Source organism: Brevundimonas sp. FV1ye4L, assembly GCF_058681255.1.
The window spans coordinates 2,684,878-2,708,170 of record NZ_CM178734.1 but is presented as its reverse complement, the minus strand read 5'-3'; the positions used below and the strand labels follow the sequence as shown (position 1 = coordinate 2,708,170).

22 protein-coding genes, 1 tRNA gene and 1 pseudogene are annotated in these 23,293 nt (G+C 63.6%); 10 read left to right on the top strand and 14 right to left on the bottom strand.

Features of this window, described 5'->3' with window-relative positions:
• Nucleotides 1-2 precede the first annotated feature (2 nt).
• Nucleotides 3-2,123 carry a peptidase domain-containing ABC transporter gene (locus tag ACW17X_RS13045; protein WP_492097989.1) on the bottom strand — a complete coding sequence of 707 codons (2,121 nt, stop codon included), beginning with the start codon at nucleotides 2,121-2,123 and terminating at the stop codon, nucleotides 3-5.
• 383 nt (nucleotides 2,124-2,506) lie between these two features.
• Between ACW17X_RS13045 and ACW17X_RS13040 the strand changes: the two genes are divergently transcribed.
• The 10 genes and pseudogenes from ACW17X_RS13040 to ACW17X_RS12995 all read left to right on the top strand — a co-directional run bounded on the left by ACW17X_RS13040 (nucleotide 2,507) and on the right by ACW17X_RS12995 (nucleotide 12,849).
• Nucleotides 2,507-2,905 carry a hypothetical protein gene (locus ACW17X_RS13040; protein ID WP_492097987.1) on the top strand — a complete coding sequence of 133 codons (399 nt, stop codon included), beginning with the start codon at nucleotides 2,507-2,509 and terminating at the stop codon, nucleotides 2,903-2,905.
• A gap of 131 nt (nucleotides 2,906-3,036) precedes the next feature.
• Nucleotides 3,037-3,453, top strand: a complete 417-nt coding sequence (locus ACW17X_RS13035; RefSeq protein ID WP_492097986.1) for a hypothetical protein — start codon at nucleotides 3,037-3,039, stop codon at nucleotides 3,451-3,453.
• A gap of 422 nt (nucleotides 3,454-3,875) precedes the next feature.
• Nucleotides 3,876-5,046 (top strand): annotated as a pseudogene (locus ACW17X_RS13030) (IS3 family transposase).
• 154 nt (nucleotides 5,047-5,200) lie between these two features.
• Nucleotides 5,201-5,497: a 3'-5' exonuclease gene (locus ACW17X_RS13025; RefSeq protein ID WP_492097984.1), complete on the top strand. Its 297-nt coding sequence runs from the start codon at nucleotides 5,201-5,203 to the stop codon at nucleotides 5,495-5,497.
• A 153-nt stretch (nucleotides 5,498-5,650) separates the two neighbouring features.
• Nucleotides 5,651-6,442, top strand: coding sequence for a hypothetical protein (locus tag ACW17X_RS13020; RefSeq protein ID WP_492097982.1), 792 nt, complete (start codon nucleotides 5,651-5,653; stop codon nucleotides 6,440-6,442).
• Nucleotides 6,439-7,020 carry a hypothetical protein gene (locus tag ACW17X_RS13015; RefSeq protein ID WP_492097981.1) on the top strand — a complete coding sequence of 194 codons (582 nt, stop codon included), beginning with the start codon at nucleotides 6,439-6,441 and terminating at the stop codon, nucleotides 7,018-7,020. The genes ACW17X_RS13020 and ACW17X_RS13015 overlap by 4 nt, the downstream gene beginning before the upstream one ends.
• Nucleotide 7,021: 1 nt before the next feature.
• Entirely contained in the window at nucleotides 7,022-10,411 is a 3,390-nt protein-coding gene (locus tag ACW17X_RS13010; protein WP_492097979.1) for a UvrD-helicase domain-containing protein, read from the top strand.
• Between the two features lie 80 nt (nucleotides 10,412-10,491).
• On the top strand, nucleotides 10,492-11,244 hold the full coding sequence (locus ACW17X_RS13005; RefSeq protein WP_492097977.1) for a multiubiquitin domain-containing protein: 753 nt from the start codon (nucleotides 10,492-10,494) through the stop codon (nucleotides 11,242-11,244).
• Nucleotides 11,219-12,412 carry a ThiF family adenylyltransferase gene (locus tag ACW17X_RS13000; protein ID WP_492097975.1) on the top strand — a complete coding sequence of 398 codons (1,194 nt, stop codon included), beginning with the start codon at nucleotides 11,219-11,221 and terminating at the stop codon, nucleotides 12,410-12,412. Before ACW17X_RS13005 ends, ACW17X_RS13000 begins: the two co-directional genes overlap by 26 nt.
• Nucleotides 12,409-12,849: a ubiquitination-like system serine protease family protein gene (locus ACW17X_RS12995; protein WP_492097973.1), complete on the top strand. Its 441-nt coding sequence runs from the start codon at nucleotides 12,409-12,411 to the stop codon at nucleotides 12,847-12,849. Before ACW17X_RS13000 ends, ACW17X_RS12995 begins: the two co-directional genes overlap by 4 nt.
• Nucleotides 12,850-13,183: 334 nt before the next feature.
• On the opposite strand, the gene ACW17X_RS12990 is transcribed toward ACW17X_RS12995, so the two are convergent.
• The 13 genes from ACW17X_RS12990 to ACW17X_RS12930 all read right to left on the bottom strand — a co-directional run bounded on the left by ACW17X_RS12990 (nucleotide 13,184) and on the right by ACW17X_RS12930 (nucleotide 23,147).
• A tRNA-Arg gene (locus tag ACW17X_RS12990) sits at nucleotides 13,184-13,260 on the bottom strand.
• Nucleotides 13,261-13,476: 216 nt separating this feature from the next.
• Complete coding sequence (locus tag ACW17X_RS12985; RefSeq protein WP_492097972.1) at nucleotides 13,477-13,947, bottom strand: chemotaxis protein CheE; 471 nt, start codon at nucleotides 13,945-13,947, stop codon at nucleotides 13,477-13,479.
• A gap of 10 nt (nucleotides 13,948-13,957) precedes the next feature.
• Nucleotides 13,958-14,551, bottom strand: coding sequence for a response regulator (locus ACW17X_RS12980; RefSeq protein WP_492097970.1), 594 nt, complete (start codon nucleotides 14,549-14,551; stop codon nucleotides 13,958-13,960).
• Nucleotides 14,552-14,555: 4 nt separating this feature from the next.
• A complete protein-coding gene (locus tag ACW17X_RS12975; protein WP_271165176.1) occupies nucleotides 14,556-14,897 on the bottom strand; it encodes a DUF8776 family protein in 342 nt (113 codons plus the stop codon).
• A complete protein-coding gene (locus ACW17X_RS12970; protein WP_492088218.1) occupies nucleotides 14,897-15,442 on the bottom strand; it encodes a chemotaxis protein CheD in 546 nt (181 codons plus the stop codon). The genes ACW17X_RS12975 and ACW17X_RS12970 overlap by 1 nt, the downstream gene beginning before the upstream one ends.
• Entirely contained in the window at nucleotides 15,439-15,828 is a 390-nt protein-coding gene (locus ACW17X_RS12965; RefSeq protein ID WP_271165174.1) for a response regulator, read from the bottom strand. The genes ACW17X_RS12970 and ACW17X_RS12965 overlap by 4 nt, the downstream gene beginning before the upstream one ends.
• 19 nt (nucleotides 15,829-15,847) lie before the next feature.
• Nucleotides 15,848-16,891, bottom strand: coding sequence for a protein-glutamate methylesterase/protein-glutamine glutaminase (locus ACW17X_RS12960; protein WP_492097968.1), 1,044 nt, complete (start codon nucleotides 16,889-16,891; stop codon nucleotides 15,848-15,850).
• Entirely contained in the window at nucleotides 16,888-17,748 is an 861-nt protein-coding gene (locus ACW17X_RS12955) for a CheR family methyltransferase (protein ID WP_492097966.1), read from the bottom strand. Before ACW17X_RS12955 ends, ACW17X_RS12960 begins: the two co-directional genes overlap by 4 nt.
• Nucleotides 17,745-18,200: a chemotaxis protein CheW gene (locus tag ACW17X_RS12950; protein WP_492088221.1), complete on the bottom strand. Its 456-nt coding sequence runs from the start codon at nucleotides 18,198-18,200 to the stop codon at nucleotides 17,745-17,747. The genes ACW17X_RS12955 and ACW17X_RS12950 overlap by 4 nt, the downstream gene beginning before the upstream one ends.
• A 3-nt stretch (nucleotides 18,201-18,203) precedes the next feature.
• Complete coding sequence (locus tag ACW17X_RS12945) at nucleotides 18,204-20,456, bottom strand: chemotaxis protein CheA (RefSeq protein WP_492097964.1); 2,253 nt, start codon at nucleotides 20,454-20,456, stop codon at nucleotides 18,204-18,206.
• 27 nt (nucleotides 20,457-20,483) lie between these two features.
• Nucleotides 20,484-20,849 carry a response regulator gene (locus tag ACW17X_RS12940; protein ID WP_271165169.1) on the bottom strand — a complete coding sequence of 122 codons (366 nt, stop codon included), beginning with the start codon at nucleotides 20,847-20,849 and terminating at the stop codon, nucleotides 20,484-20,486.
• Nucleotides 20,846-21,133, bottom strand: a complete 288-nt coding sequence (locus ACW17X_RS12935; RefSeq protein WP_492088224.1) for an STAS domain-containing protein — start codon at nucleotides 21,131-21,133, stop codon at nucleotides 20,846-20,848. Before ACW17X_RS12935 ends, ACW17X_RS12940 begins: the two co-directional genes overlap by 4 nt.
• Nucleotides 21,134-21,206: 73 nt before the next feature.
• The gene (locus ACW17X_RS12930; protein WP_492100469.1) at nucleotides 21,207-23,147 is read right to left on the bottom strand and encodes a methyl-accepting chemotaxis protein; all 1,941 of its coding nucleotides are present in this window, start codon (nucleotides 23,145-23,147) and stop codon (nucleotides 21,207-21,209) included.
• Nucleotides 23,148-23,293: the final 146 nt, after the last annotated feature.

Sequence of the window (23,293 nt, the reverse complement as noted above, 5' to 3'; positions counted from 1 at the left end):
GCTCATGCTTCTGCCTCTGCGGCAGGCGCGACAATAAACGGCGCGAAAGCCGCACCGGTCACTTCCGTGACGATACCCTTGTCGACGAGCAGTACGCGGTCGGCGCCTCGCACAGCAGCCTCCCGATGCGCGACCATAACCCGTGTGATATTTAGCTTGGCGAGCGACGCCATGACCTGCCGTTCGAGCTCAGGATCCAGATTGGCCGTTCCCTCGTCCATGAAAAGGATCACCGGGTCCTTGTAGAGCGCGCGGGCGAGCAACAGGCGCTGTTTCTGCCCGCCAGACAGCACAGAACCCATGTCGCCGATCAGGCTGTGATACCCCATCGATGTGCGCATGATGTCGTCATGCACATGGGCGAAGCGGCAGACCCGCTCGACCTTTTCCATGTCGATATGAGCGTCAAAGAAGACCACATTGTCGGCGATGGTGCCCGACATGAGCTGGTCGTCCTGCATGACGACGCCGAGACGGTCGCGCACCGCCCGCAGACCCAGGGCGCGAATCGGATGTTCGTCGATGAGGACATCGCCCTCGGTCGGCTGGTAGAGCCCGATGAGTAGCTTGAGTAGCGTCGACTTGCCGCCGCCAGAGGGGCCCACGATGGCGACCGCTTCGGCAGGCCTGATCGCAAAACTGGCACCTTTCAGGACCCAAGGATCATGTTCGCCATAACGGAAGCTTACGTCACTCACCTTGATAGCACCGACAAGCGGCCTAGCAAGAGTCGCCGGCCCGTCAAGGCCGCGTTCGGCGTCGGCGTGGACAATGTCCGCGAGTCGTTCAAGATGAAGCCCGAGCATGCGGAAGGTGAAGAAGGCTCCAATCAAACTGCCTACTCGTCCTGAGAACTGCGCAGCATAGCTCTGAAAGGCGAAATACATGCCCAGGGTCATATTACCCTCGAGGACTTGAAGCGCACCGATAAAGAGCATGACAAGGCTGTATAGCCCTTGCCAGACGGAAAGACCTGCCCCCCCCCACAGGCCGAAGACGCCTTGACGATAGGCAGCATTCTGCTGCTCAGCGACGGCGTTCTGCCAAAGGCCGTGGCGCTCCGCTTCGCGCCCGGCGAGTTTGATCGCCCGCGCCCCGCGGACGGTTTCGAGGAAGATGGAGTCGGTCTTTGCGGCAAGATTCAGGTTCTCGTCGGCAAAGCGACGCATCGCCGGAAAGGCCGCCATACGGACGGCGAAAATGACGACCAGATTGACCGCGGCCAGGCCCGCCAGTGGCGGCGAATAAATGACCATTATGACGCCGACGGGGATGACCATGACTGCATCGAGGATGATGCCGACAAGCCCGCCCGTCAGGAAACTCTGAGCCGGCCTAAGGGAACCAAAGCGTGAGAGGACGTCACCGACATGGCGGCGTTCGAAGAAGTCGGTAGGCAGGCGCAGCAGGTGTTTGAGAAGATTGCCGGACAGTTGGATCGACATGCGCTGGCCTGCATGGATCTGGATAAATCCGCGAAGGGTCTCGATAGCAGTCTGGACTATCGATAGCGTACCGAAGCCCACCACGATGCCAATCAGAAGGTCGCGGTCGGCGCGGCCGATTACATCGTCGATCACCAGCTGACTGGCGATCGGCGAGATCAAGCCGACTACCTGCAGCAGCAGCGTCAGGATGAACAATTGAAGCAGGAACGGTCGGAAGCCCGACAGGCGGCTCCACAAATCTCCGAGCCGGACTTTCTCGGGCGTCTTGCGCTTCTCAAAATCTGGCGCAAGCGTAAGTTCCAGCGCGACACCACTGAAATGCTTCGACACTTCTTCCAGCTTAAGCTTGCGCTCGCCTCGAGCGGGATCGGCAATCCACGCTTGGTGGCGATCAATTCGTCGCAGAACGACGAAGTGATCCAGGCTCCAGTGCAGGACGGCTGGCGTTTCGAGCTGAGCGAGCTCATCCAATTCACATCGGATCGGGCGTGCAGAAAAACCCAGTCTGTCGGCCATGGAGATGAGAGACTTAATGCTGCTTCCGCTCATGGAAATAGGGAAACGCCGGCGAAGCTCGGAGAGAGTCTCTCGTCGGCCGTGGTGGCCAGCCACCATGGCCAAGCAAGCCAGACCGCACTCCGCAGCCTCGGCCTGCAAAACTATTACGCGCCTCATGCCCGCCCCTTGATGCACCGCCCGCGCTCCGCTGCGAAAGACACGATCAGTGACGCCAACAATCCGCTGAACGGGTCAATTCACAGCCTGACCAGCTGTGAACCGGCCTATCTCAACCGCTCAATTAGTCGCTATAGGACATGTAAATGCAACCCGAATTTGCACGAATTCTCACTTCAACCGTTTTGGACTGCCGGAACGGTTGGAGTTTCTTAGCGGAAGCACGAATATTGCAATGAAACTTTGACGCGTAAGCAGCTTCGTAACCAAGCTCGCGATTTACCCACAACCGGACCCTATTTCGGGATTGACGCTAGCCACCAGTGCGTGTTTTTCTTACAATCTTAAGGCGGTTAGCCTTCCTCTAGCATGGATAACGGGTTATGAGAACGCTCAGCTTTGACGAATGCGCAGTGGTTTTTGGAGGCCAATCCTCTGGCTCATCAGGATCCGGCGGTCAACAAGGAGGCAATAAGACCGGCGGCCAGACTGGCGGCGGCACCACCAACCCGATGACGCCAGGCAGCGGCAGCACTACGGACCAAGTGGCGCAGAACATACAAGATGGCAACTATGGTTCTGCAGTGGGCACGATGGTGGACAACCCGGCCACAATAGTCGGGAACGGTTTTGATGGTATTGTCCATGCGGTCTCGGGCTGGTGGTCAAGTGTCAGCAACCCAAGCGAGCTCGGCGCGCCGGACAGCAATGGAGTGCGTCGCTCACCTGACGGCACGAAGATTCAGGTACCAGTCCAGCGAGAAGAAAGCGCCGGGCAGTAAAACTGACATGATAGGGGCCGGCAGCTTGCTGCCGGCCCGTTTCCTTGATTTCAATTAGTGAGTCACCCTTGCTAGCCAGAAACACTCTTGTCGTCGGTCTTTTCGCATTGGTGACTGCGCTCGCTGCCCCGATGATCCTGTTTGCCCTACATGGTTTAAGCTGGAACGAGATTATATCAGCAACGACCTCCATGCTTCAAGCACGACCTGTTGACTTAAGTTTTATAATTAGCTCACTTCTTCTGGCCCCAGTGATTGAGACAGGCGCACTATTCGCTTTCAGTCTTGCTCTATTCTACTTTCGGTCAAGCGCGCTGGCGCTGATCATGTTGTCCGCCGTGGTGTTTGCATTAGCCTTTTTCTTCCATGGCGCCCGCTTGTCTGACATTGGCCGATCATTGGGCCTTCTGGCCATTTTCCTGATGATGACCAACCATCTCAACGGTCACAGCAGGTCAACAGCGTACGCGTCAGGCGTGGCCGCTCATCTGCTATGGAACTTGGCGGGAATAGGACTGATGATGTTCGCTACCCATAATGCCGCTTAGGCGCAGAGTATGCCGTCATGCCTCCTCCCGGCATCCGACCACGAACGTCTGGGGCTTGTGCATTTGCAGCCGCCAGCGCTCTGTTGCAGCGCTCGAATAGATTCGCTCCAGCACCAGTGCGTGCCAAATGCGGTCGCATCCCGTTGGCGGATCTGATCCCCGCCGCATGTTGCAAGCGAAGTGCTTGAGCAAACCGTTGACCAGGCTATGACCACCTCCGCGGCTCTTTTGCACGATGTGATCATACGTCGGGTAATCGGGACGATCTCTAGGCAAGCCGCGCTTTAGAGCCATTCGCTGACCGCAGCCTGCGCAGCGACCACCCTGCGCCCAATGCAGGATCTGGCGCTGCCGCACTTTTGATCCTCCCTCGTTTTGGTGGACACCCATGCTAGCTTTTCGGAGCTGGAGAGGAGTGTCTGATGAGTGTTCAACGCCGGAACTTCCCGGATTCTTTCAAGCGCGAGGCGGTTGACCGCGTCGCCAACGGCGGCCTGAGCGTCGGGGCGGTGGCCCGTGAGCTGGGTCTCCACGAGACGGTGCTGCGTCGATGGATGACGCAGTTCGGGGTGCAGGCGACGGGGACGTCGCGGCGCCCCACAACGCAGGCGTCGTCCCCGTCGCCGTCGGACATGGCGGCGGAGTTGGCCCGGTTGCGACGGGAGAACGGTCAGCTTCGGATGGAGCGGGACATTCTAAAAAAAGCCGCGCTCATCTTCGGAGCGGCCTCCCGATGAAGTTCGGGTTCGTCGATGAGCATCGTCAGGTTTGGCCGGTCCGCGTGATGTGTGCGGTCCTGGGGCTTTCGGCCAGCGGTTACTATGCCTGGCGCGGTCGCCCCGAGAGCCCGAGGTCCGTGGCCAATCGCGAGCTGACCGAGGACATCCGGCTGATCCATGCCGGAGCAGCGGCTGCTACGGCTCGCCACGCATCCACGCCACCTTGCGTCGGCATGGACGTCGGATTGGTCGATCCCGCGTGGAGCGGCTGATGCGCCGTGCCGGCCTGCGAGGGCTGGCCGCCCTGCCGCGTCGCGCCCGGACGACGAACAGCCGCCACGGCTATCCCATCGCGCCCAACAGGCTGGCCCGGAACTTCGAGGCGGCGGCGCCCAACCAGGTCTGGCTCGCCGATCTGACCTATATCCCAACGGGTGAAGGCTGGCTCTACCTCGCCGCCATCCTTGACATGCACACCCGCAAGATCGTGGGCTGGTCCATGCGCCAGACCCTGCACACCGAGATCGCCCTGGACGCCCTCAACATGGCCGTCGAACGTCAGCGCCCCGCGCCCGGCCTGATCCACCATTCCGATCGCGGAATCCAATATGCCGCCGAGGCCTATCGCTCCGCGCTTGCTCGATCCGGCATCACGCCGTCCATGAGCCGCAAGGGGGACTGCTGGGACAATGCGCCCATGGAAAGCTTCTTCCACACCCTCAAAACCGAGCGCGTCCATCACCGCGTCTACGCCACCCGCGACCAGGCGCGGCGAGACCTGTTCGGATACATCGAGGGCTTCTACAATCCCCGTCGCCTGCACTCAGCACTGGGCTATATCAGCCCCGCCGAGGCCGAACGCAGAGCGGCTTAACCCCGTCCACTTTTGCGGGGGAAGATCAGATCATCTCGCGGCTTTGACGGCCTCGCTGATCCAAGCTGTCGGACGGGCTCACCTTGTCAGCCTGTCAGCCGAGTATGCGCACAGCGGACGCTCGGATCAGCTCATAGCCGATACACTGACTAGGGTGGGCGACCTGCTCCAAGGGGGCGTCGACATCCCAACGGCGCTTTCGGCATTCTCCGGCGACAGCGGCGTTCGCATCATGTCTATCCACAAGAGCAAAGGTCTGGAGTTAGAAGCCGTCTTCATCCTGGGTGTGGAAGATCAGACGTTTTGGGGCGACTTTACGGCAGAGCGCTCGGCCTACTTCGTGGGCATTTCCCGGGCGAACGAGCGTCTCTACCTCACTGTAAGCGCCGAAAACGGCCGGAAGGAGCCTATCGTTGGTCCGAGGCTCGAACACCTCACGGCGAGTTTTTGAGCTACGCCCGATAAGACACCCGGCTCGGCGTATGGACGGCAAGATGGCACACGCTCAGCTGGTATCGCCGGTTGTGTTTTGTTGCAAAGCTCGGGATAACTGCGTTGTTTAGGCGACAAGAACGGCCGAAAGGGCCGCAGCGGGACAGCGCTCATGATTGAACCCCTGCGTAAGAGGACCCTGGACGGGCAACCCTATGCTCGGCCCGTTCTGATACAGAGTCGACTGGGCGCTCTTCTGGAGCTGCCGCGCGAGAAGATTCTCGAACTTATTCGGATCCGCGATCGAAACGCACCCGGTTACGTGCCCAGCGAATGTCTGGTCTATCTCCTGCGGGCTGCGCGGAGGGATAACCGGGAACAGTGGTTCAACGCGCTGTACGGCGAGCTCCTGGAACGGGTCCTCCGGCGATTGCCCAAAGCCGATAGTTCGGATGGCGTCACCCGGTCATTCAAGAACGAAGCGATCAGGGACGATATCCTCGGCAGGATGGGTGAACTCATCGCGGCCGACCGATCCGGCTACTCTTTGACGTTGGACTACTTTGAGATCCGCTTCGACAGCGCGCTCGCCAATCTGAAGAAGGATGCCCAGGATAGAGCTTGGCGTCACGAAAACCGCAATGAAACCCTGGAGTTCGACGGTCGTACCGGCGAACTTCCCCACGATGTCGAGCGCGCGGCGGGATCGTTCGATCCGCTGGATCCCGACCGTTTGGATGATACGGTTTACCGGTCTCGGCTTTACGAAGCGATTGATGCTTTGCCAAAGGAACAAAGCAGGATCATTTACATGTTGCTCGAGGGCTTCCCGATCGACTCCAAAGAACGGGGTGTGGTCACGATCTCCAATACGCTTGGACGGGTGGAGAAAACGGTCAGAACGTATAGAGACAAGGCCTACGCGACGCTGCGAGACGTGTTGGGCGACGGAGCGGACAAATGACCGGCGGACAAATGCGACCTTCGCGCGAAGACGTCACATTCGCCTTCGCGGTGGAGCCGCTCCACGACAAGGCGACCCTTGAGCGCTATTTGAGGGACTATCCCGAATATGCAGGGGATCTCATCGACCTTGGTCGCGAGCTAAGCCGTGTGGTGGTCGAATGGACCGAACCGCTCTCGGCTGAAGAGCGCACGGTCATTGAGACCGCTGTCGCCGCGCAGAGCCGCGATCTGCAGACGGCTCGCGATCTTTTTGCGCCTGTTTCAGTTGCGACGCTGAAGGCGATCGCGGCCCATCTGGCCGTCCCCAGGCAGGTGATCACCGCGTTTCGTGAGCGCCGGGTTCGACTGGAGACCGTGCCCGGCCATTTCCTCAACGTGCTGGCTCGCGAGTTGGGCGGCACTCTGCAGGATTTCCGCATCTATTACCTCAACCCGGACCCTTCGAGCGGGGCTGTGGTGGCACACAAGTCCAAGGTCAAACCTGCCGCGCCTGATCCGGTCAGCTTCGAGCAACTCCTTATCGAGGCCGCCGTGCCAGAGCCTGAGCGAAAGCGCCTGCTAGCCGACGATCGCTGACATGGATGCGGTCGAAATCGCTCGTCAGCGAGCTGCGGAACTCCACACCCAGGCTGTGCTCGCGGGTAAGGACCCCTGGTGTCCGTATCAGTTCGCTGTCGCCGAAGCGAAACGAAGAGGCTTCGATGTCGAAGCCGCCGGTCCGGCCATGCTGGACGGGGGGCAGGCCAAGATCAACTTTAAGGAGGAGCTGATCCTGCACGAGCAGGGCCGAACCGACTTTGAGAAGGCCTTCCTGGTCGCTCATGAGATCGGACACCTTGAGCTGGGCGATGGCTTTGACCTCGCAGACGGCGCCCAGTCGCCAACGCCCAGCGAGCCCTGGGACCCAGCCCGATCTGCCGAGCCCTCTCCCACCGGTTTTGATCGGGTCGTCGATTACGGCCAGCGACAGAGACGGGAGGTTCAGATGGACCTCTTCGCGCGAGAGTTCCTTCTGCCGCGCCACCTCGTTCGCGCGCTTCACCTCGACGAGGGCCTGACGGCGTCAGAGATAGCCGGGAAGTTGGGGGCGCCTTTTGCCGTAGTCACGCAGCAGCTTCTGGATGCCTTGCTGTTGCCGGCGGTTGCCACCTCGGCAGCCGAGGGCAAACCCGACAAGGCCCTCAACGCCCTTCAGCGCGAGGCCGCAGATCACCGCGGGTGCGCCTATTTGCTGGAGGCGGGTCCCGGCACAGGCAAGACCCAGACGCTCGTCGCGAGAGTGGAAGGCTTGTTGGATGAAGGTGCCGATCCGCGGCGCATTCTCGTGCTGACGTTCTCCAACAAGGCCGCGGCTGAAATGGCCGATCGGATTGCGGTCAAGCGAAAGGCTGACGCCGCCGCGATGTGGATCGGCACGTTCCACGCTTTCGGTCTTGATGTGATCCGTCGGTTCCATGCGGAGCTGGAGCTTCCGAACGATCCCAGGATGATGGATCGGACCGAAGCGGTGGAGCTGATCGAGAATGAGTTCCCGCGTCTTGGTCTGCTTCACTATCGAAATATCTTCGATCCGACGCAGGTGATTGCGAACATGCTGAGCGCGATTTCCCGCGCGAAGGACGAAGTGATTGACCAGACCGAATACGCCGAGCTGGCGGCGAAGATGGAGGGGGACGCCGGTGCCATGGCCGTCGAAGTCGGACGCGTCTATGCCGCCTATGAACGGTTGAAGCGCGCCCGGGACCGGATCGATTTCGGCGATCTGATTTCACTGCCCGTCCGGCTCCTGGAAACCAATCCCGCGATCAGGGAGCATTTCCAGAGCCAGTATGACCATGTCCTAGTCGACGAGTATCAGGACGTGAACCGCAGCAGCATCAGACTGCTGACGGCGCTCAAACCCGATGGGATCAACTTCTGGGCCGTGGGCGACGCCAAGCAGTCCATCTACCGTTTCCGAGGCGCGTCGTCGTTCAACATGGCGCGTTTCGGCAAGGAGGACTTCGCCGGCGGCAAATGCGGTCGCCTGAAACGGAACTATCGATCAACTGACAATATCGTCCGTGCGTTCTCCGCCTTTGCAGTCGATATGACCACGGGTGATGCAGAGGCGGGTCTGGAAGCCGACCGTCCCGCCGGCGCGCCGGTGGAGCTTCGCAAGGTGCTCAGCGCCGAACAGCAATCGGCGGCGGTTGCCGAGACGATCGAAGAGATGCGGGCGACCGGGTGGACGTATCGGGATCAGGCTGTGGTCTGCACCGGGAACGAGAAACTGGCTCGCCTCGGCAGCGATCTGGAGAGGCTCGGCATCCCCGTGCTGTTTCTGGGCAGTTTGTTCGAGCGTCCGGAAGTGAAGGATCTGCTCTCGCTGCTGTCGATCCTGGTGGATCGTAGAGCCATGGGCATGTACCGCATCGGCTGTTGGCCGGACTTCCGGATGGCGCTCGCAGACGTCGCTGCCCTGACCGACCATCTACGCGTGGCGGAGGTTCAGCCTGCAAGCTGGATGGGGGCTACGGACCACATCGCGGGGCTTTCCGTGGATGGCCAAGCCTCAATCCGGGCACTCGCGACGGCCTTGAAGGGCTTCGCCGAGAGTGCGGACCCGTGGACCGTGCTCGCGGTGCTGCTGCTGGACCGGACACGCATCGCAGCCCGTATTAGCGCCTCAGCCGATCCTATCGATCGCACACGAGGGATTGCGATCTGGCAGTTCCTGAACTTTGTCAGGGCGCAGCCGGCGGGCAAGGGGCTGCCGATCACCCGCCTTTTGGATCGCGTGCGGAGGCTGCTCCGGCTCGGCGATGATCGCGACCTCCGCCAACTGCCGGTGGCCGCGCAGGGGCTAGACGCGGTCCGGCTCATGACCATTCACGGCGCGAAGGGTCTGGAGTTTCCCGTCGTACATGTCCCTGGCATCAACGCTGATACAATCCCCCGTCAGGTGCCGGCCCCGCCCTGTCCGGCTCCTGACGGGATGATTGCGGGTGTAGCGGGGTCCTCCACGGACGCGTTTCATCGGGGACAGGCGGATGAGCAGGAGTGTCTGTTCTTCGTCGCGCTGTCCCGCGCGCGCGATCACCTCTTCTTTTATGCGCCAACCCAGAAATCCAATGGCCACGCTCGCCACCTCTCTCCTTTCCTGAGCCGGCTGGGCGATGGCCTGATTTCGAAAGAGGTCACGCCTGTTCTGCCGACCCCGCCTGCGGAAGGGACCGAGAGCCTGATGATCAGGTTCGAGACGGCGCTAAGGTTCAGCGGCTCCCAAATCGCGCTATACGAACGGTGCCCTCGGCGGTTCCTGTACACCCACATTCTCCAGGTGGGCGGACGCAGGACGACGACAGCCTACATGCAGCTGCATGAAGCGGTGCGCAGCGTGGTGCAGCGCCTCGCGGCGACGGCCGAGCCCGTGCCGCCGGACGAGATGGTGACAATGATCGAAGCGGCGATCACGCAGCATGATCTTGGTGAACACGGCTATCGCGACGACTTCCGCCAACTTGCCGAGACACTGGTCGGCTATTTCGTAGCCAGCCGCTCGGGGTTCGAGCCGGAGCCTGCAACGCCGATCTGTGTGCAGGTGGTGGGGGGCGAAGTCTGCGCTCTCCCGGATGACGTGCTGGTCGGACCGGACGGACAGAGGATCGTTCGCAGCATCAAGACCGGCCATCGAGGGTCCAAGGTCGGGAAAGACGTCGGCTCGGCCGCCTTCCTGCTGGCCGCCCGGTCAGCGTTCCCTGGCGCGCAGGTCCAGCTCGTGCACCTGGCCGACGGCAGCGCGGAGCCGGTGCCCCTGACCGACAGGGAGGTCTCCAACCGCAAAACCAAGCTGGAAGGCTTCCTTGAGCGCGTTCGACAGGGTCGCTTTCCCATGGACCGGTCGGAGTTCACCTGCCCGAACTGCCCCGCCTTTTTCATCTGTGGCCCGGTGCCGGACGGGGAAATGGAGAAAAAGTTCTCCTGACCTTACCGGTCGGGGCAAGTCGCATCGATTGACTCCTTAGAGCCGGGCTTTCGTCCGGACCAACCTAAGGAAATCAAACAATGAATGACGACCCCAACGAAACCGAGGACATCGGCGAGGCGATCCGCGAAGCCCGCCCGGTCCGCCTCGCCAAGGCCTATCGCTTCCTGATCGCGGAAGACAGCCTCGACTTCAAACCGGCCGACGTGGCCGACCCGGTGCCCCTCGGGCGCCAACTCCTCGAAGCGGGCGGGCTGGACCCGCGCGGTGACTACAGCCTCTCCGGCATCCTGCCGTCGGGCGACTTCGAGGACGTGCGTCTCGACGAACCCTTCGACCTGCGCGCCGCGGGCGCCGAGCGGTTCATCGCGTCGCGCACCGACCGTGAGTTCAAGCTGACGCTGGACGGCGACCAGATCCGCTGGGGCAAGGCCGTTCTCAGCGGCGCCGTTCTCTACGGGCTGGCGAAGCCCGCCGAGGGCATCGGCGTCTTCCTGCGCGTGCCTGGTGGCCAGGACCGCCTCATCGAGCCGGCCGAACTGATCGATCTGGCCCAACCCGGCGTGGAGCACTTCATCACCGCGCCGAAGCCCAAGCCGACGTTCGAGATCCTGGTCAACTCCCGCATCAAGGTCGTGCCGGACGAGCGCGTGACCTTCGAGCAGGTGGTTCAGCTGGCCTTCCCCGGTCCGCATGCGCCGAACGTCGAGTTCTCGATGACCTACCGCCACGCCGCCTCCAAACCACACGCCGGCGAACTGGCCGCCGGCGGCTTCGTCATCGTCAAGCAGAAGGGCACGGTCTTCAATGTCACGCGAACTGTTCAATCGTAGTGCCGACCTCAAGCGGCTTCGCGACGAGGGCTACTTTGTCCAGGTCAAGGGCGGCGTCCTCATCATGAGGGACGTGCCCTACGTCGACGCCAATAAGCAGGTCCGGTTCGGGACCCTGATCTCCAGCCTTACGCTGGCTGGAGATCAGACCCGCCGGCCGGACACCCATGTGATCCACTTCGACGGCGACTATCCCTGTCGCGCCGACGGCAGTCGGATCACGGGGCTGTCGCATCAGACCGACATCCAGCTCGACTTCGGCAACGGCGTGACGGCGCGGCACTCCTTCTCCAGCAAACCCGATCAAGGGTATGCCGACTACTACGAGAAGATGACGAGCTATGCCGGCATCATCTCGGGACCGGCCGCAGTGCTGAACCCCGAGATGACTGCGCGGGTCCTGCGCGCACGGGACGACGACGAGGACGAGGGGGGCGACGACGGGCCGTTCCTGTATGTGGAATCCGCCTCTGACCGGGTCGGGCTCGGCGCCCTGTCGAGCGTCTTCAAGACCGAGGTCGTCGCGATCATCGGGTTGGGCGGCACCGGCTCCTACATCCTGGATCAGGTCGCCAAGACCCCAGTGCCGGAAATCCGCATCTTCGACGCGGATGAGTTTCTTCAACACAACGCCTTCAGGGCTCCGGGCGCGCCCACGCTCGAACAGCTCCGTGAAGTGCCGATGAAGGTCGACTACCTGAAGGCCATCTACGAACGTATGCACCGTGGGATCGTCGCTCACCCCGTCGCGATGACCGCCGAGACGCTGCATCTGCTGGGGGGGGTCACCTTCGCTTTCCTGAGTATGGATGCGGGGGAAGAGAAACGGCTGGTCGTCGAAAAGCTGGAGGCGATCGGCGCCTCATTCGTTGACGTCGGCATGGGTCTCGAACTCGACGACGGTTCGCTCGGCGGCATCCTGCGGGTGACGGCCAGCACGCCTAAGAAGCGTGATCATGTGCATGCCGGCCGCATCTCGTTCGCGGGCGGTGGCGGAAATGACATCTACGCCTCGAACATCCAGGTCGCGGATCTGAACGCCCTGAACGCGATCCTAGCGGTGGTGAAGTGGAAGAAAATCTGCGGTTTCTATCGGGACCTCGAGGAGGAGCACCACTCCACCTACACGACCGACGGCAACCAGCTCACCAATGGCGACCTGCCATGATCCGGCACCACCGCCTGGAGCCCCGGTTCGTGCAGCATCTGCCTGACCAGCTGATGCCGGGCATCCTGTATGTGTCGATGGAGTACGGAACGGTCGGGCACAGCTGCTGCTGTGGGTGCGGGGAGGAGGTGGTTACGCCTCTTACCCCGACCGACTGGCGGATCACCTATGATGGGGAGACCATATCGCTCAGCCCATCGGTTGGCAGTTGGTCGCTGCCCTGTCGGTCCCATTACGTCATCGACAGATCCCGTGTGATCGAGGCGGCGCCTTGGACGAATGATCAGATCGCCGCCGAGCGTCGACGCGATCACCTCGCCAAGCAACGTCACTACGGGACCCAAGGGGGCCATGCGTCGCTGACAGCGGAACCCGAGGTGACGCAGCCCGAACAGCCCGGCGTGCTGACAAGGGTGTGGCGCTGGTTGATGGGCTGACCTCAACGACAACTGGCAAGGAAACGAAGCATGGGCGGCGGTGCCGCCCATGTTTTTGGCGTCACAAACCCAGAAGTCGCAATGTGTCTTAAGATGCCGGGAGGCACCCGACTTCCCATTGATAGACCGTGGTGCGGCTCCGGTCGTAGATCGCGCCGCTAAGGCCGGCGGCTGAAGGTCCGGTTCCCGGAGCGATCCCAACGTCTCCTCTTGGGGCACTGCTGACACTAACTGCCCAGCGAGACTGCATCGAGCCTCTTGAGAGCAGCTCGCAACTTGAGCAATCCTTAGTGTGTATTGAGCAGGTTCTAAGTGGTCTCGACAGACATGGAGATGGCGACCCCGGCAGGACTCCAACCTGCGACCTCGGCTTTAGGAAAGCCTTGCTCTATGCGGCTGAGCTACGGGGCCACGGGGATGACCTAGCGGTTCGGGCGATGCGGGGGAAGATGGGTCCATGCCGCAAAGGGGCGTTTTGCAGGTGAAGACGCAGCGGCGGCCCTGGGCCGCTTGTGGTTAATCAACTTTAAGATACAATATGTTGCGGGGAACAAACGACGAATCGGGCAGAGTGGCCGATTCGGTCCTGATTCGTTTCACCCTTGTTCCGCAAGGATGTGTCGCCTGTTAACCGGCGTGGGCGCCGCGTTGGACGACGGCGTGGAGGCCCGCCAGCAGATGATCAATCGCCTCGCCGCCCTCGCAGTCGTTGGCCAGGATGAGGGTTAGGGCGTGGGCGTGAACTTCGACCGACGGCCAGGACCAGGTCTTGGCCGCCGTCATCTGATGCGTCGCCTCGCACAGGCTGTAGGCAGCCGTGTAGAAGGGCGGGATTTCCAGAAAGCCGGCCAGATCCACAAGGGCCGAGGCGAGGGCGTAGATCTTGCTGTCCGCCTTCGGTGGGCGGCGGCGACACAGGCTGTTCAACAGGTCGACCTGGGCCTGAAGAATTTCCATGATCCGGTCGCGGTGACTCTCCAGGCCCTGCTCGGCCCGTTCGACCGCCTCTTCCATGGTGATGCCGCCAGGGCGGGCCATCTGCCTTTGCAGCGAGGTGCGGACCTTGCGGATACGAGGAGGCTCAGCGGCGGCGGTCATAAAGCGGTACTCATAGATTGACCTTCATGGGCTTCAGCATCATGTCGATCGTGTCCTGATCCATATTGGCCTCGACGGCTTCCCCGAGGTCCCCGGACAGATCGGTCTGACGCCGGCCTTCTTCTCCTGGCGGAGGGCCATAGTTGCGAACGCGGCGATCGGGGCCGACGTAGCTTTCCACCTCGACGAAGTCGCGGGAATGGGCGCCCAGCCAGGCTATGCGTCTCAGCAGAACCGAGGGCGTCAGAGGCTTGGCGACGATGTAGCTGGCGCCGCAGTCCCGGCCGCGGGCGACCCGGGCATGGGCGGCGTGGCCCAGAATCATGATGACGGGGGTGAAACGCGTCGGTTCGGCGGCCTCGCGTCGCAGCCAGCGCACGAAGTCGTAGCCGTCCATTTCAGGCATGGCGCAATCGACGAGGATGAGATCGACAGCGCGACGCTGAAGCAGTTCAACCGCGTCCTTGGCCGCGTGGCATTTCAGCTGTTCCCGGACGCCGAAGCCCTGGACGATGGAGCTGAGGAGATCCAGCGAGGTCGGTTGGTCGTCAACGAGCAGAACCGTCGAATGCGCCAGATTGATCTTGTCCGGCGTTCTCGTCACGGCGTTAGAACAACATCAGATCGCCCGAGTCCGATGCTCCGGCCGTCTGAACGCCGGCGGCGGGGCGCAGGCGCACCGCCATGTCGGCCAGGGATATGCGGCTGACGGACTCGGCGGGCGTGGCGCCGTTGCCCAGCATTCGCAGCACGCCGGAAAGGGCCTCCAGCCTTTGGGTCAGAGCGTCCAGAGCCTGGGCTTCCGTCAGCGCCTCCGCCCGATCTTCGGCCGGCGCGCGACGCACCAGGCGGCTGACCAGAGCCTCGACGTGATCGATCCCCTCGCGCACGCCCATCAGCTCGTCGGCGATGGCGGCCAGAAGTTGCGCGTGTTCGGGGGGGGCGTGCATCAGAACAGCTCCAGGGCGCCCGTGTCGACGGGGGGTGGCGCGACGGGAATGGGCTTGGGCGCCACGGTGTCGGTCACAGCGCGTTGCATGGCCTTGCCGGTCACCGGCCAGTAATGCACCCGCCGACCGCCGTCGCCGCGAAGACTGCCGCCCACGACGGGAATGCCTTCGTCGCGCAGGAATTTCTCGGCGAAATCGGCGTTGGAACGCCCCACGTCGCGAAGACTGTCGAACATACGGCCGCCGCCGAACAGCTTGGCCTCCAGCCGCTCACGGCGACCGCCGGCCTTCAGCATGTCGTTGATCAGCAGTTCCATGGCGTAGGCGCCGTAGCGACGCCCCGCGTCAGTGCCTGCGCCCGAACCCTCAGGAAGCAGGAAGTGGTTCATGCCGCCGATCCCCGCGACCGGGTCCCGCAGGCACATGGCGACGCACGAGCCCAGGATCGTGCTCAGCACGACGTCCGGGTCGCTCGTGATATGGTGTTCGCCCTGGCCGACGTGCACCTTTTTTTCCTTGGTGTCCTTGAGGGCGGCGAAACTCATGTCAGAGCCCCGAATACGGCTTCCAGCTTGCCTTTCAACTGGGCGACGGTGAAGGGCTTGACCAGATAGTTGTTGACCCCGAACTGCACCGCCCGCTGCACCAGTTCGCGGTCGGCCCGACCGGTCAGCATGATGAAGGCGGTCTTGGACGTCGGCGGGTGGGCGCGAACGGCGCGCAGCAGGCCCAACCCGTCCAGATTGGGCATATTGTAGTCCGAAATAATCAGGTGCGCGGGCTTTGAGATGATGTCGCGCAGGGCGATATCGCCGTCGGCGGCTTCGCGGATCTCGCGCACGCCCAGTTGTTGCAGGCTGGTGCGAACCAACGAGCGCATCGTCATCTGATCATCGACGACCAGGCAGTGGAGAGAGGCGGCTGCGGGCATGGGGGGCGCTCCCGGGGGGTCAGGCGATCGACCGCGCGCCCGATTCGGCGCACAGTTCTAGGATGGCGGGGGACAGGCGGTGCAACGGCAACTGCCGCTCCACGGCGCCCAGTTCGAAGGCGGCTTTCGGCATGCCGTAGACGACGGAGGTCGCCTCGTCCTGCCCCAGAGTGCGTCCGCCGGCGTCGCGAATGGCCTTCAGGCCCTTGGCGCCGTCGCGGCCCATGCCGGTCAGGATCACGCCGGTCATCGGCCGCTTCAGCCGAACGACGGACTCGAACATGACATCGACCGAAGGGCGGTGTCCGTTGACGGGGTCGCTCTGCACCAGATGGCAGCGCGGCGTCATGCCGGGCGTGACCTCAAGGTGGGCGGCGCCGCCAGGCGCAAGATAGATGTGGCCGGTCTTCAGCTGGGCGCCTTCAAAGGCTTCGGTCACGGTCGGCGCGCAGACCCGGTCGAGGCGAGCGGCGAAGCTGGCGGTGAAGGTCGCCGGCATATGCTGGGTGATGATGGTCGCCGGGCAGTTGGCCGGGAAGCCGCTCAATACTGTCAGCAGCGCCTCGACCCCGCCGGTCGACGAACCGATAGCCAGGATGTGGCTGGCGGCCGGGCGATAGGCGCTGGGCGCCGCCTCCCGGGCAGGGATGTCGGTGCGGGCGCGAACGCGCGAACGCGCCGCCGTCTTCACCTTGTCGATCAGGTCGTGGAAGGCGTCCACGCTGGCCACCGCCGGCTTGGCCACGGCGTCCACGGCGCCGATTTCGAGGGCCGCCAGGGTCACGTCGGTGCCGGCCGCCGTCAGGGTCGAGACCATGACCACCGGCATCGGCCGCAAACGCATGATCTTCTCGAGGAACTCCAGCCCGTTCATATTGGGCATCTCGACGTCCAGGGTCAGAACGTCAGGGTTCAGTTCCTTGATGGCGGCGCGCGCTTCAATCGGATCGGCGGCCGTGCCGACGACCTCAATCTCGGGGTCCGACTTCAGAGCGGCCGAGATCAGGCCGCGCATCGTCAGGCTGTCATCCACCACCAGGACCTTGATCTTGGCGCTCATCATGCGGCTCCCAGGCGGTAAGTGGTCAGACCTGCGGTCTGAAGCTTGTTGGCGGCCGGCCCGGCGACGCGCTCGGAATGGCCGATATAGAGGGTGGCGCCGGGCTGCATAAGCGGCACGAAACGGCTCCAGACGCGCTCCTGCGTCGGATCGTCGAAATAGATGACGACGTTGCGGCAGAAGATGACGTCAAACTTGCCCTTCATCGGCCAGTCGCCGATCAGGTTCAGTTCTTTGAAGGACACCAGTCGCTTCAGTTGCGGGCCGGCGGTCCAGTTCCCACGGTCGGAACGATTGAAGTATTTACGCCACAGAGTGGCCGGCGCCGGTTCCAGCGCCTCTTCGGAATAGGTGCCGTCATGGCCCTGAGCGACCATATTCGGGTCGATGTCGGTGGCCAGGATGCGGACATCCAGGTCCGCCGCCTCGGGCAGGACCGACAACAGGGTCAGGGCCATCGAATAGGGCTCCTGCCCGTTCGAACAGGCCGCCGACCACAGCCGCACCCGGCCGCCGGCGCGAGCGCGCTCGGCCAGCTTGGGCAGGACGCGGTCGCGTAGGTCGTCGAAATGGTGCGGCTCGCGATAGAAGCGGGTCACATTCGTAGTCAGGGCCGCCGTCATCTTCTGGCGTTCGTCGATTCCATCGACGCCTTCGACCAGGGCGCAATAGTCGCGGAAGCTCGACAGGCCCAGGGTCCGCAGGCGCTTGGCCAGACGCGAATAGACGAGCGCGGCCTTGCCCTCGTTCAGCGCGATGCCGGCGTGGGCGTGCAGCATTTCTGCGATCTGACGGAAGTCGTCAGCGGTGAAGACGAACTCACCCTCTACGATCGATCCCCGTCCAGCTGCGGGATTCATGCGGCGTCCGCCTCGACCTGCGGCAGGATATGATCCAGTTCGATCAGGCTGATCATGCGGCCTTCGATGGAGAAGATGCCCTTGACGAAGGTCTTCACCTGGTCGCTCGCGACGTCCGGCGTCGCCTGCACCGAGGCGTCGTTCATCTCCAGGATGTCGGACACGGCGTCGACCAGAAGGCCGACCATCCGGCCGCCGATATGGGCGACCATGATGACGTGACGGGCCGTCGGTTCGGACGTCTCGAGCCCGAAGCGCGCGCCCAGGTCGATGATCGGCAGGACGGTGCCGCGCAGGTTGATGACCCCCTTCATATAGCCGGGCGAACGCGGCAACGGCGTCGCAGGGGTCCAGCCGCGGATCTCACGCACCGACATGATGTCGACGCAGAATTCCTGTCGGCCGATGCGGAAGGCGATGAGTTCGCGCTGGGAGTCGTTGGCTTCATTCATGGTTCAACTCGCGAGCTTGAAGTCGGGGCGGCCGGATTTGCGGCGCATGTCGGTGACGAGGACGTCCACGTCCAGGATCAGGGCGACGCGACCGTCGCCCAGGATGGTCGCGGCGGCGACGCCCTCGACCTGCTGGTAGTTGGTCTCGAGGCTCTTGATGACGACCTGGCGCTGGCCCTGGATGGCGTCGAACAGCAGGGCCGCCTGCTGACCGCCCTCGGTCTCGACCACCACGGCGACGCCCTCGTTGGGAACCACAGGCGTGTCGCGGAAGCCCATGGTCATGGCGACGTCGATCAAGGGCAGGAAGCGCTCGCGGAAGCGGATCACCGGATCCACGCCGCCGACATAATGCAGGTCGCTTTCCTGCGGCGTCAGGCTCTCGACGATGGCCGGCAGCGGCGCGATCAGGATCTGGTCGGCGGCGGACACCACCATGCCGTCCAGCACCGCCAGGGTCAGCGGCAAGCTGAGGGTGAAGGTCGAGCCCTTGCCGGGCACTGAGCTGATCGAGATGCGACCGCCCAGGGCCTGGATCGAGCGCTTGACCACGTCCATGCCCACGCCGCGGCCCGAGATGTCGGACACCACGGCGGCGGTGGAGAAGCCCGGCAGGAAGATCAGGTTGTCGATCTGCTCGTCGGTCAGGGCGGCTTCTGGCGCGATCAGACCCTTGTCGATGGCGATCTTCTTGACACGCTCGCGGTTGATGCCGCGCCCGTCGTCAGAGATTTCGATGACGATCCGGCCCGAACGGTGCAGGGCCGCCAGACGAACCGTGCCCTCGGCGGGCTTGCCGGCGGCGATTCGGTCCTCGGGCGTTTCCAGCCCGTGGTCGATGGCGTTGCGCAGCATGTGGGTAATGGGTTCCGCCAGGCGCTCGACCACAGTCTTGTCGACCTCAGTGTCCTCGCCGGCGGTGACCAGGCGAACCTGTTTGGAGACCATGTCGGCGACTTCGCGGACCAGGCGCGGCATGCGCTGGAACACCGACTTCACCGGCTGGGCGCGAATGGCCATGACGCTGTCCTGGATCTCGCGCGTCAGCAGCTCGAGATCTTCCAGGCCAAGGGCGATGCCCGACGAACGGGCCAGGCCGCTCTCCAGCACGCGCTGCGACAGCATCGCCTGCTGGATGACCAGTTCGCCGACCACGTTGATCAGACGGTCGACCCGATCCAGATCGACGCGGATGGTGACCGGCGCAGGGGCCACGGGTGCAGCCACCTGGGCCGGCGTGACCGCGGCCGGCGTCGGCGCAGGCGCAGCGACCGGAGGAGCGACCGGCGCGGGAGCCGGGGCCGGTTCAGGCGCCGCAGCGATGGGGGCCGGGGCAGGTGCAGGCGCAGGGGGCTCGACGGGCGCAGCGCCGGCGGCTTTCGCCAAAAGGGCGGCGACATCCAGGTCGTCGCTGGCCGGCAGCACCGCCGGCGGCTCCTCTTCGAACTCCAGAGCGGGCGCGCCGCCCAGCGGCGAAACGGTCAGGTCGCAGTCGGCCTCGACGAAGTCGAACACCTCGCGGACGACCTTTTCGTCGACCTCGGCGGTCAGGTCGATCGTCCAGGTCAGATAGCCTTCCTCGGCGACGAGGATATCGAGCGTCGGCAAGCTTTCAGCATCCACCGATACGGTGATCGGCCCGACGCGTCCCAGTTCGCGAAGCAGCAGGCCGGCTTCGTTGGCGCTGCCGTACATGCGGCTGTGCGGCTTGAACAGCACGCGCCAGCCCGTCTGGGCCTCAGGCGCGGCGGCCTCGATCTCGCCCGAACCGCCCAGATCGGCCAGAGGCTCGTCCAGAGCGGCGTCGAAGGCCATGGGGGTGAAGCCGAAGTCGTCTTCGTCTTCCTCGACAACCGGCGGCGCTTCGCCGCCGTGGGTCAGGAGTTCCAGCTCGTGCACCAGACCGGCCGAACGCTCTTCGTCGACGGGCGGCGCCAAGCCTTGCGCCGCCTGGATATGGTCCGCCAGCACGTCGGAGGCGCGCAGCAGGGTCTTGATCGTGATCGTGTCGCAGGGCTTTCGACCACCCCGCAACTCGTCCATCAGGGTTTCAAAGACGTGGGCGAAGCGAACCAGAGCTTCCAGGCCGAACGCCCCCGCCCCGCCCTTCACCGAGTGAACGGCGCGGAAGACGGCGTTGATGGTTTCAAGGTCGGTTTGACCCTGTTCCAGCAGCATCAGCTTCGATTCCAGGTCCGCGAGCAGTTCGTCGCATTCCTGGAAGAAGGTGGCTTTAATGGCTTCGAAGGCGTCCATGGCTTGCGGCCTGACCGATCTCTTGGGTTAGGCCGCGACGCGGCGAACGGCGTCGACCAGTTTGGCCGGGTCGAACGGTTTGACGATCCAGCCCGTCGCGCCGGCGGCGCGGGCGCGGGCCTTCTTCTCGGCGTCGCTCTCGGTCGTCAGCACCAGGCACGGCGTGGTGCGGTGGTTCGGATCAGCGCGCATGCCCTCGATGAAGCCGAAGCCGTCCATGCGCGGCATGTTGATGTCGGTGATCACCACGTCCGCGCCGTTCGCGGCCAGGGTCTCCAGGCCGTCGATGCCGTCGACAGCCTGGATGACGTGGTAGCCCGCGTCCTCCAGCGCCATCAGCAGCATGTCGCGCATGGTGCGGGAATCATCGACGGTGAGCACTGTCTTTTTCACGCGAGCGTTCCTTCAATGAGGTCTTGAGCGTTGATTTCAGGCGCGCCGAAGGCGGCCCATTGTTCGGAAAAACCTTCAGACCGGGGTTCGATCGTCAGATCGGCCCCGTCGGCGGCCCAGGTCTTCTTGGCCGACAAAAGGACCTGCAGACAAAGGCCGCCCAGACGTTCGACGTTGGAAGCGTCCACGGTGATCGCCTGTCCGCGTCGGGCCAACAATTCGGCCTTCAGCGGTTCGGCCGCATTCATGTCCAGCACAGGCGCAAGAACGATGGCGTCAGTCATGAAAACTCTCCTCCCTCTGCCTCACAGCCAAGCATCGCATGGCGTTGGTAAATATCGCTTGAAGAGGGAATCATCAGAACTCTTCCCAACCCTCGGCGTCCGCCTCGACCTTGGGCGCGGCGCCGCCACGGCCCACGGTCTTCAACGCCTGGATGACGCGGCTGACCGGTTTGGCGGGCGAGGCCGCCGGCGCTTGCGAAGAGCGAGCGGGAGCGGAAGCCCGACGCGGCGCCGCAGCGTCTTGCGCGCCCGCGCCGACCTTGAACTGGGCCACGGAGGCCTGAAGGGCCTCGGCCTCCTGGGCCAGCGAATGGCTGGCGGCGGTCGATTGCTCGACCATGGCGGCGTTCTGTTGAGTGACCTGGTCCATCTGGTTCACGGCGGTATTGACCTCGGCCAGGCCGATGGCCTGTTCCTGGGCCGAGGCGGCGATTTCCGACACCAGGCCGTCGATCTCGGCGACCCGGTCCACGATCCGTTGCAGGGCCTCGCCGGTCTGGCCGACCAGTTTGACGCCCGAACCGACCTGAGTGGTCGAGGCCGAGATCAGGGTCTTGATCTCTTTCGCGGCTTCCGCCGACCGCTGGGCCAGGGCCCGCACTTCGGAGGCCACGACCGCGAAGCCGCGACCGGCCTCGCCGGCGCGAGCGGCCTCGACCCCCGCGTTCAGGGCCAGCAGATTGGTCTGGAAGGCGATTTCGTCGATCACGCCGATGATCTGGTTGATCTGGCTGGACGAACCTTCAATGGCCTGCATGGCCTCGACTGCGTCGCGGACGATGACGCCCGAGGTCTCTGCGTCGCCCTTGGCGGCCTGGACCACTTCGGAGGCCTGACGGGCGCCCGAGGCGGTCTTGTTCACCGTGGCCGTGATCTCGTCCAGGGCGGCGGCGGTTTCTTCCAGCGACGCCGCCTGCTGTTCGGTGCGGCGCGACAGGTCGTCGGCGGCCTGCGAAATCTCGCCGGCGCCCGAGCGGATGCCGGCCACATTGCCCAGCACCACGCTCAGGGCCTGCTGCAGCTGGGCGATGGCGGCGTTGAAGTCGGTCTTCAGTTGCTGCGAACGCGGCGACACCTCGACCGTGAACCGGTGCGTCAAGTCGCCGTTCGACATAGCCGCGAGGCCCTCAGCCAAGGCCGTCAGCGCCACACGGTCTTCTTCGGCGATCCGCGCCTTTTCGGCCTCATTGGCCAGACGCTCCTGTTCGGACATCGAGCGGTTGGCTGCGGCCTCCTGCTCGACGCGAACTTTATCGACGGCGGCGTCGCGGAAGGCGACGATGGCCTGCGCCATCTTGCCGAACTCATCCTTGCGGTCGGCGCCGACGATCTGGATGGTCGTGTCGCCCGCCATCAGCTTCTGCATATAGCCGATCATGCTGAAGGTCGGCCGGACGATGGAACGGGTCGCGACCAGGCCGGCGACCAACGCCATCAGTATTGCGCCGGCCAAACCGATCACCACAGCCATCAAAGCATTGCGCGCGGCGGCGGCCTGCGCCTTGCGCGACGCCTCCAGGGCGGTCTCGTTCGCGGCCTTCAACTCATCGATGGCGGCTTCGACAGGCTCAATGAACTTGTCGGCGGAGCCGGTCTGGCCCACCATCTGATCTGCCTCAGCGACACGCCCTTCCGCGATCAGACCCTTACCGACCTGAACGATGTTCTCGTACCAGCCATCGGCGGCTTGGATGGCCTTGTCGATCGGAGCCTGGCGGTCAGCGGGAAGATCGGCCCGCAATTGCTCAAGAGCCTCCTTGAACTTGGCGCGGTGACCATCAAGGCGCTCAGTATAATAGGGATCCTGGGAAAGCAGATAGCCTCGATAGGAGTTCTCCTGCTTCGAAAGACGGAACTCGGCGGCTGCCAGGGTGCGGTTCAGGTGATTTTCCACACTTCTGGCTTCGTCGGCTTCCTGCAGTGCGAACAGGTTGGTCACCACGACGGCGCCCATGACGGCGATCGCCGCGAGGACAATACCGAAAGCGAGAGCGAGCTTGCGCCCCACCGGCATGTTTTCAATGAAGTTCAACTTACTCTCCCAGGCTCTTCTTACCGACCAGAACCAATCAGCACTGGCAGACCGAGTCCCTCTTCGAAGGCCCCCGCCGCCCTTTCCCGCCCCTAGCCCTTGCCTCGATCGCTCGCCTCAGGAACGAG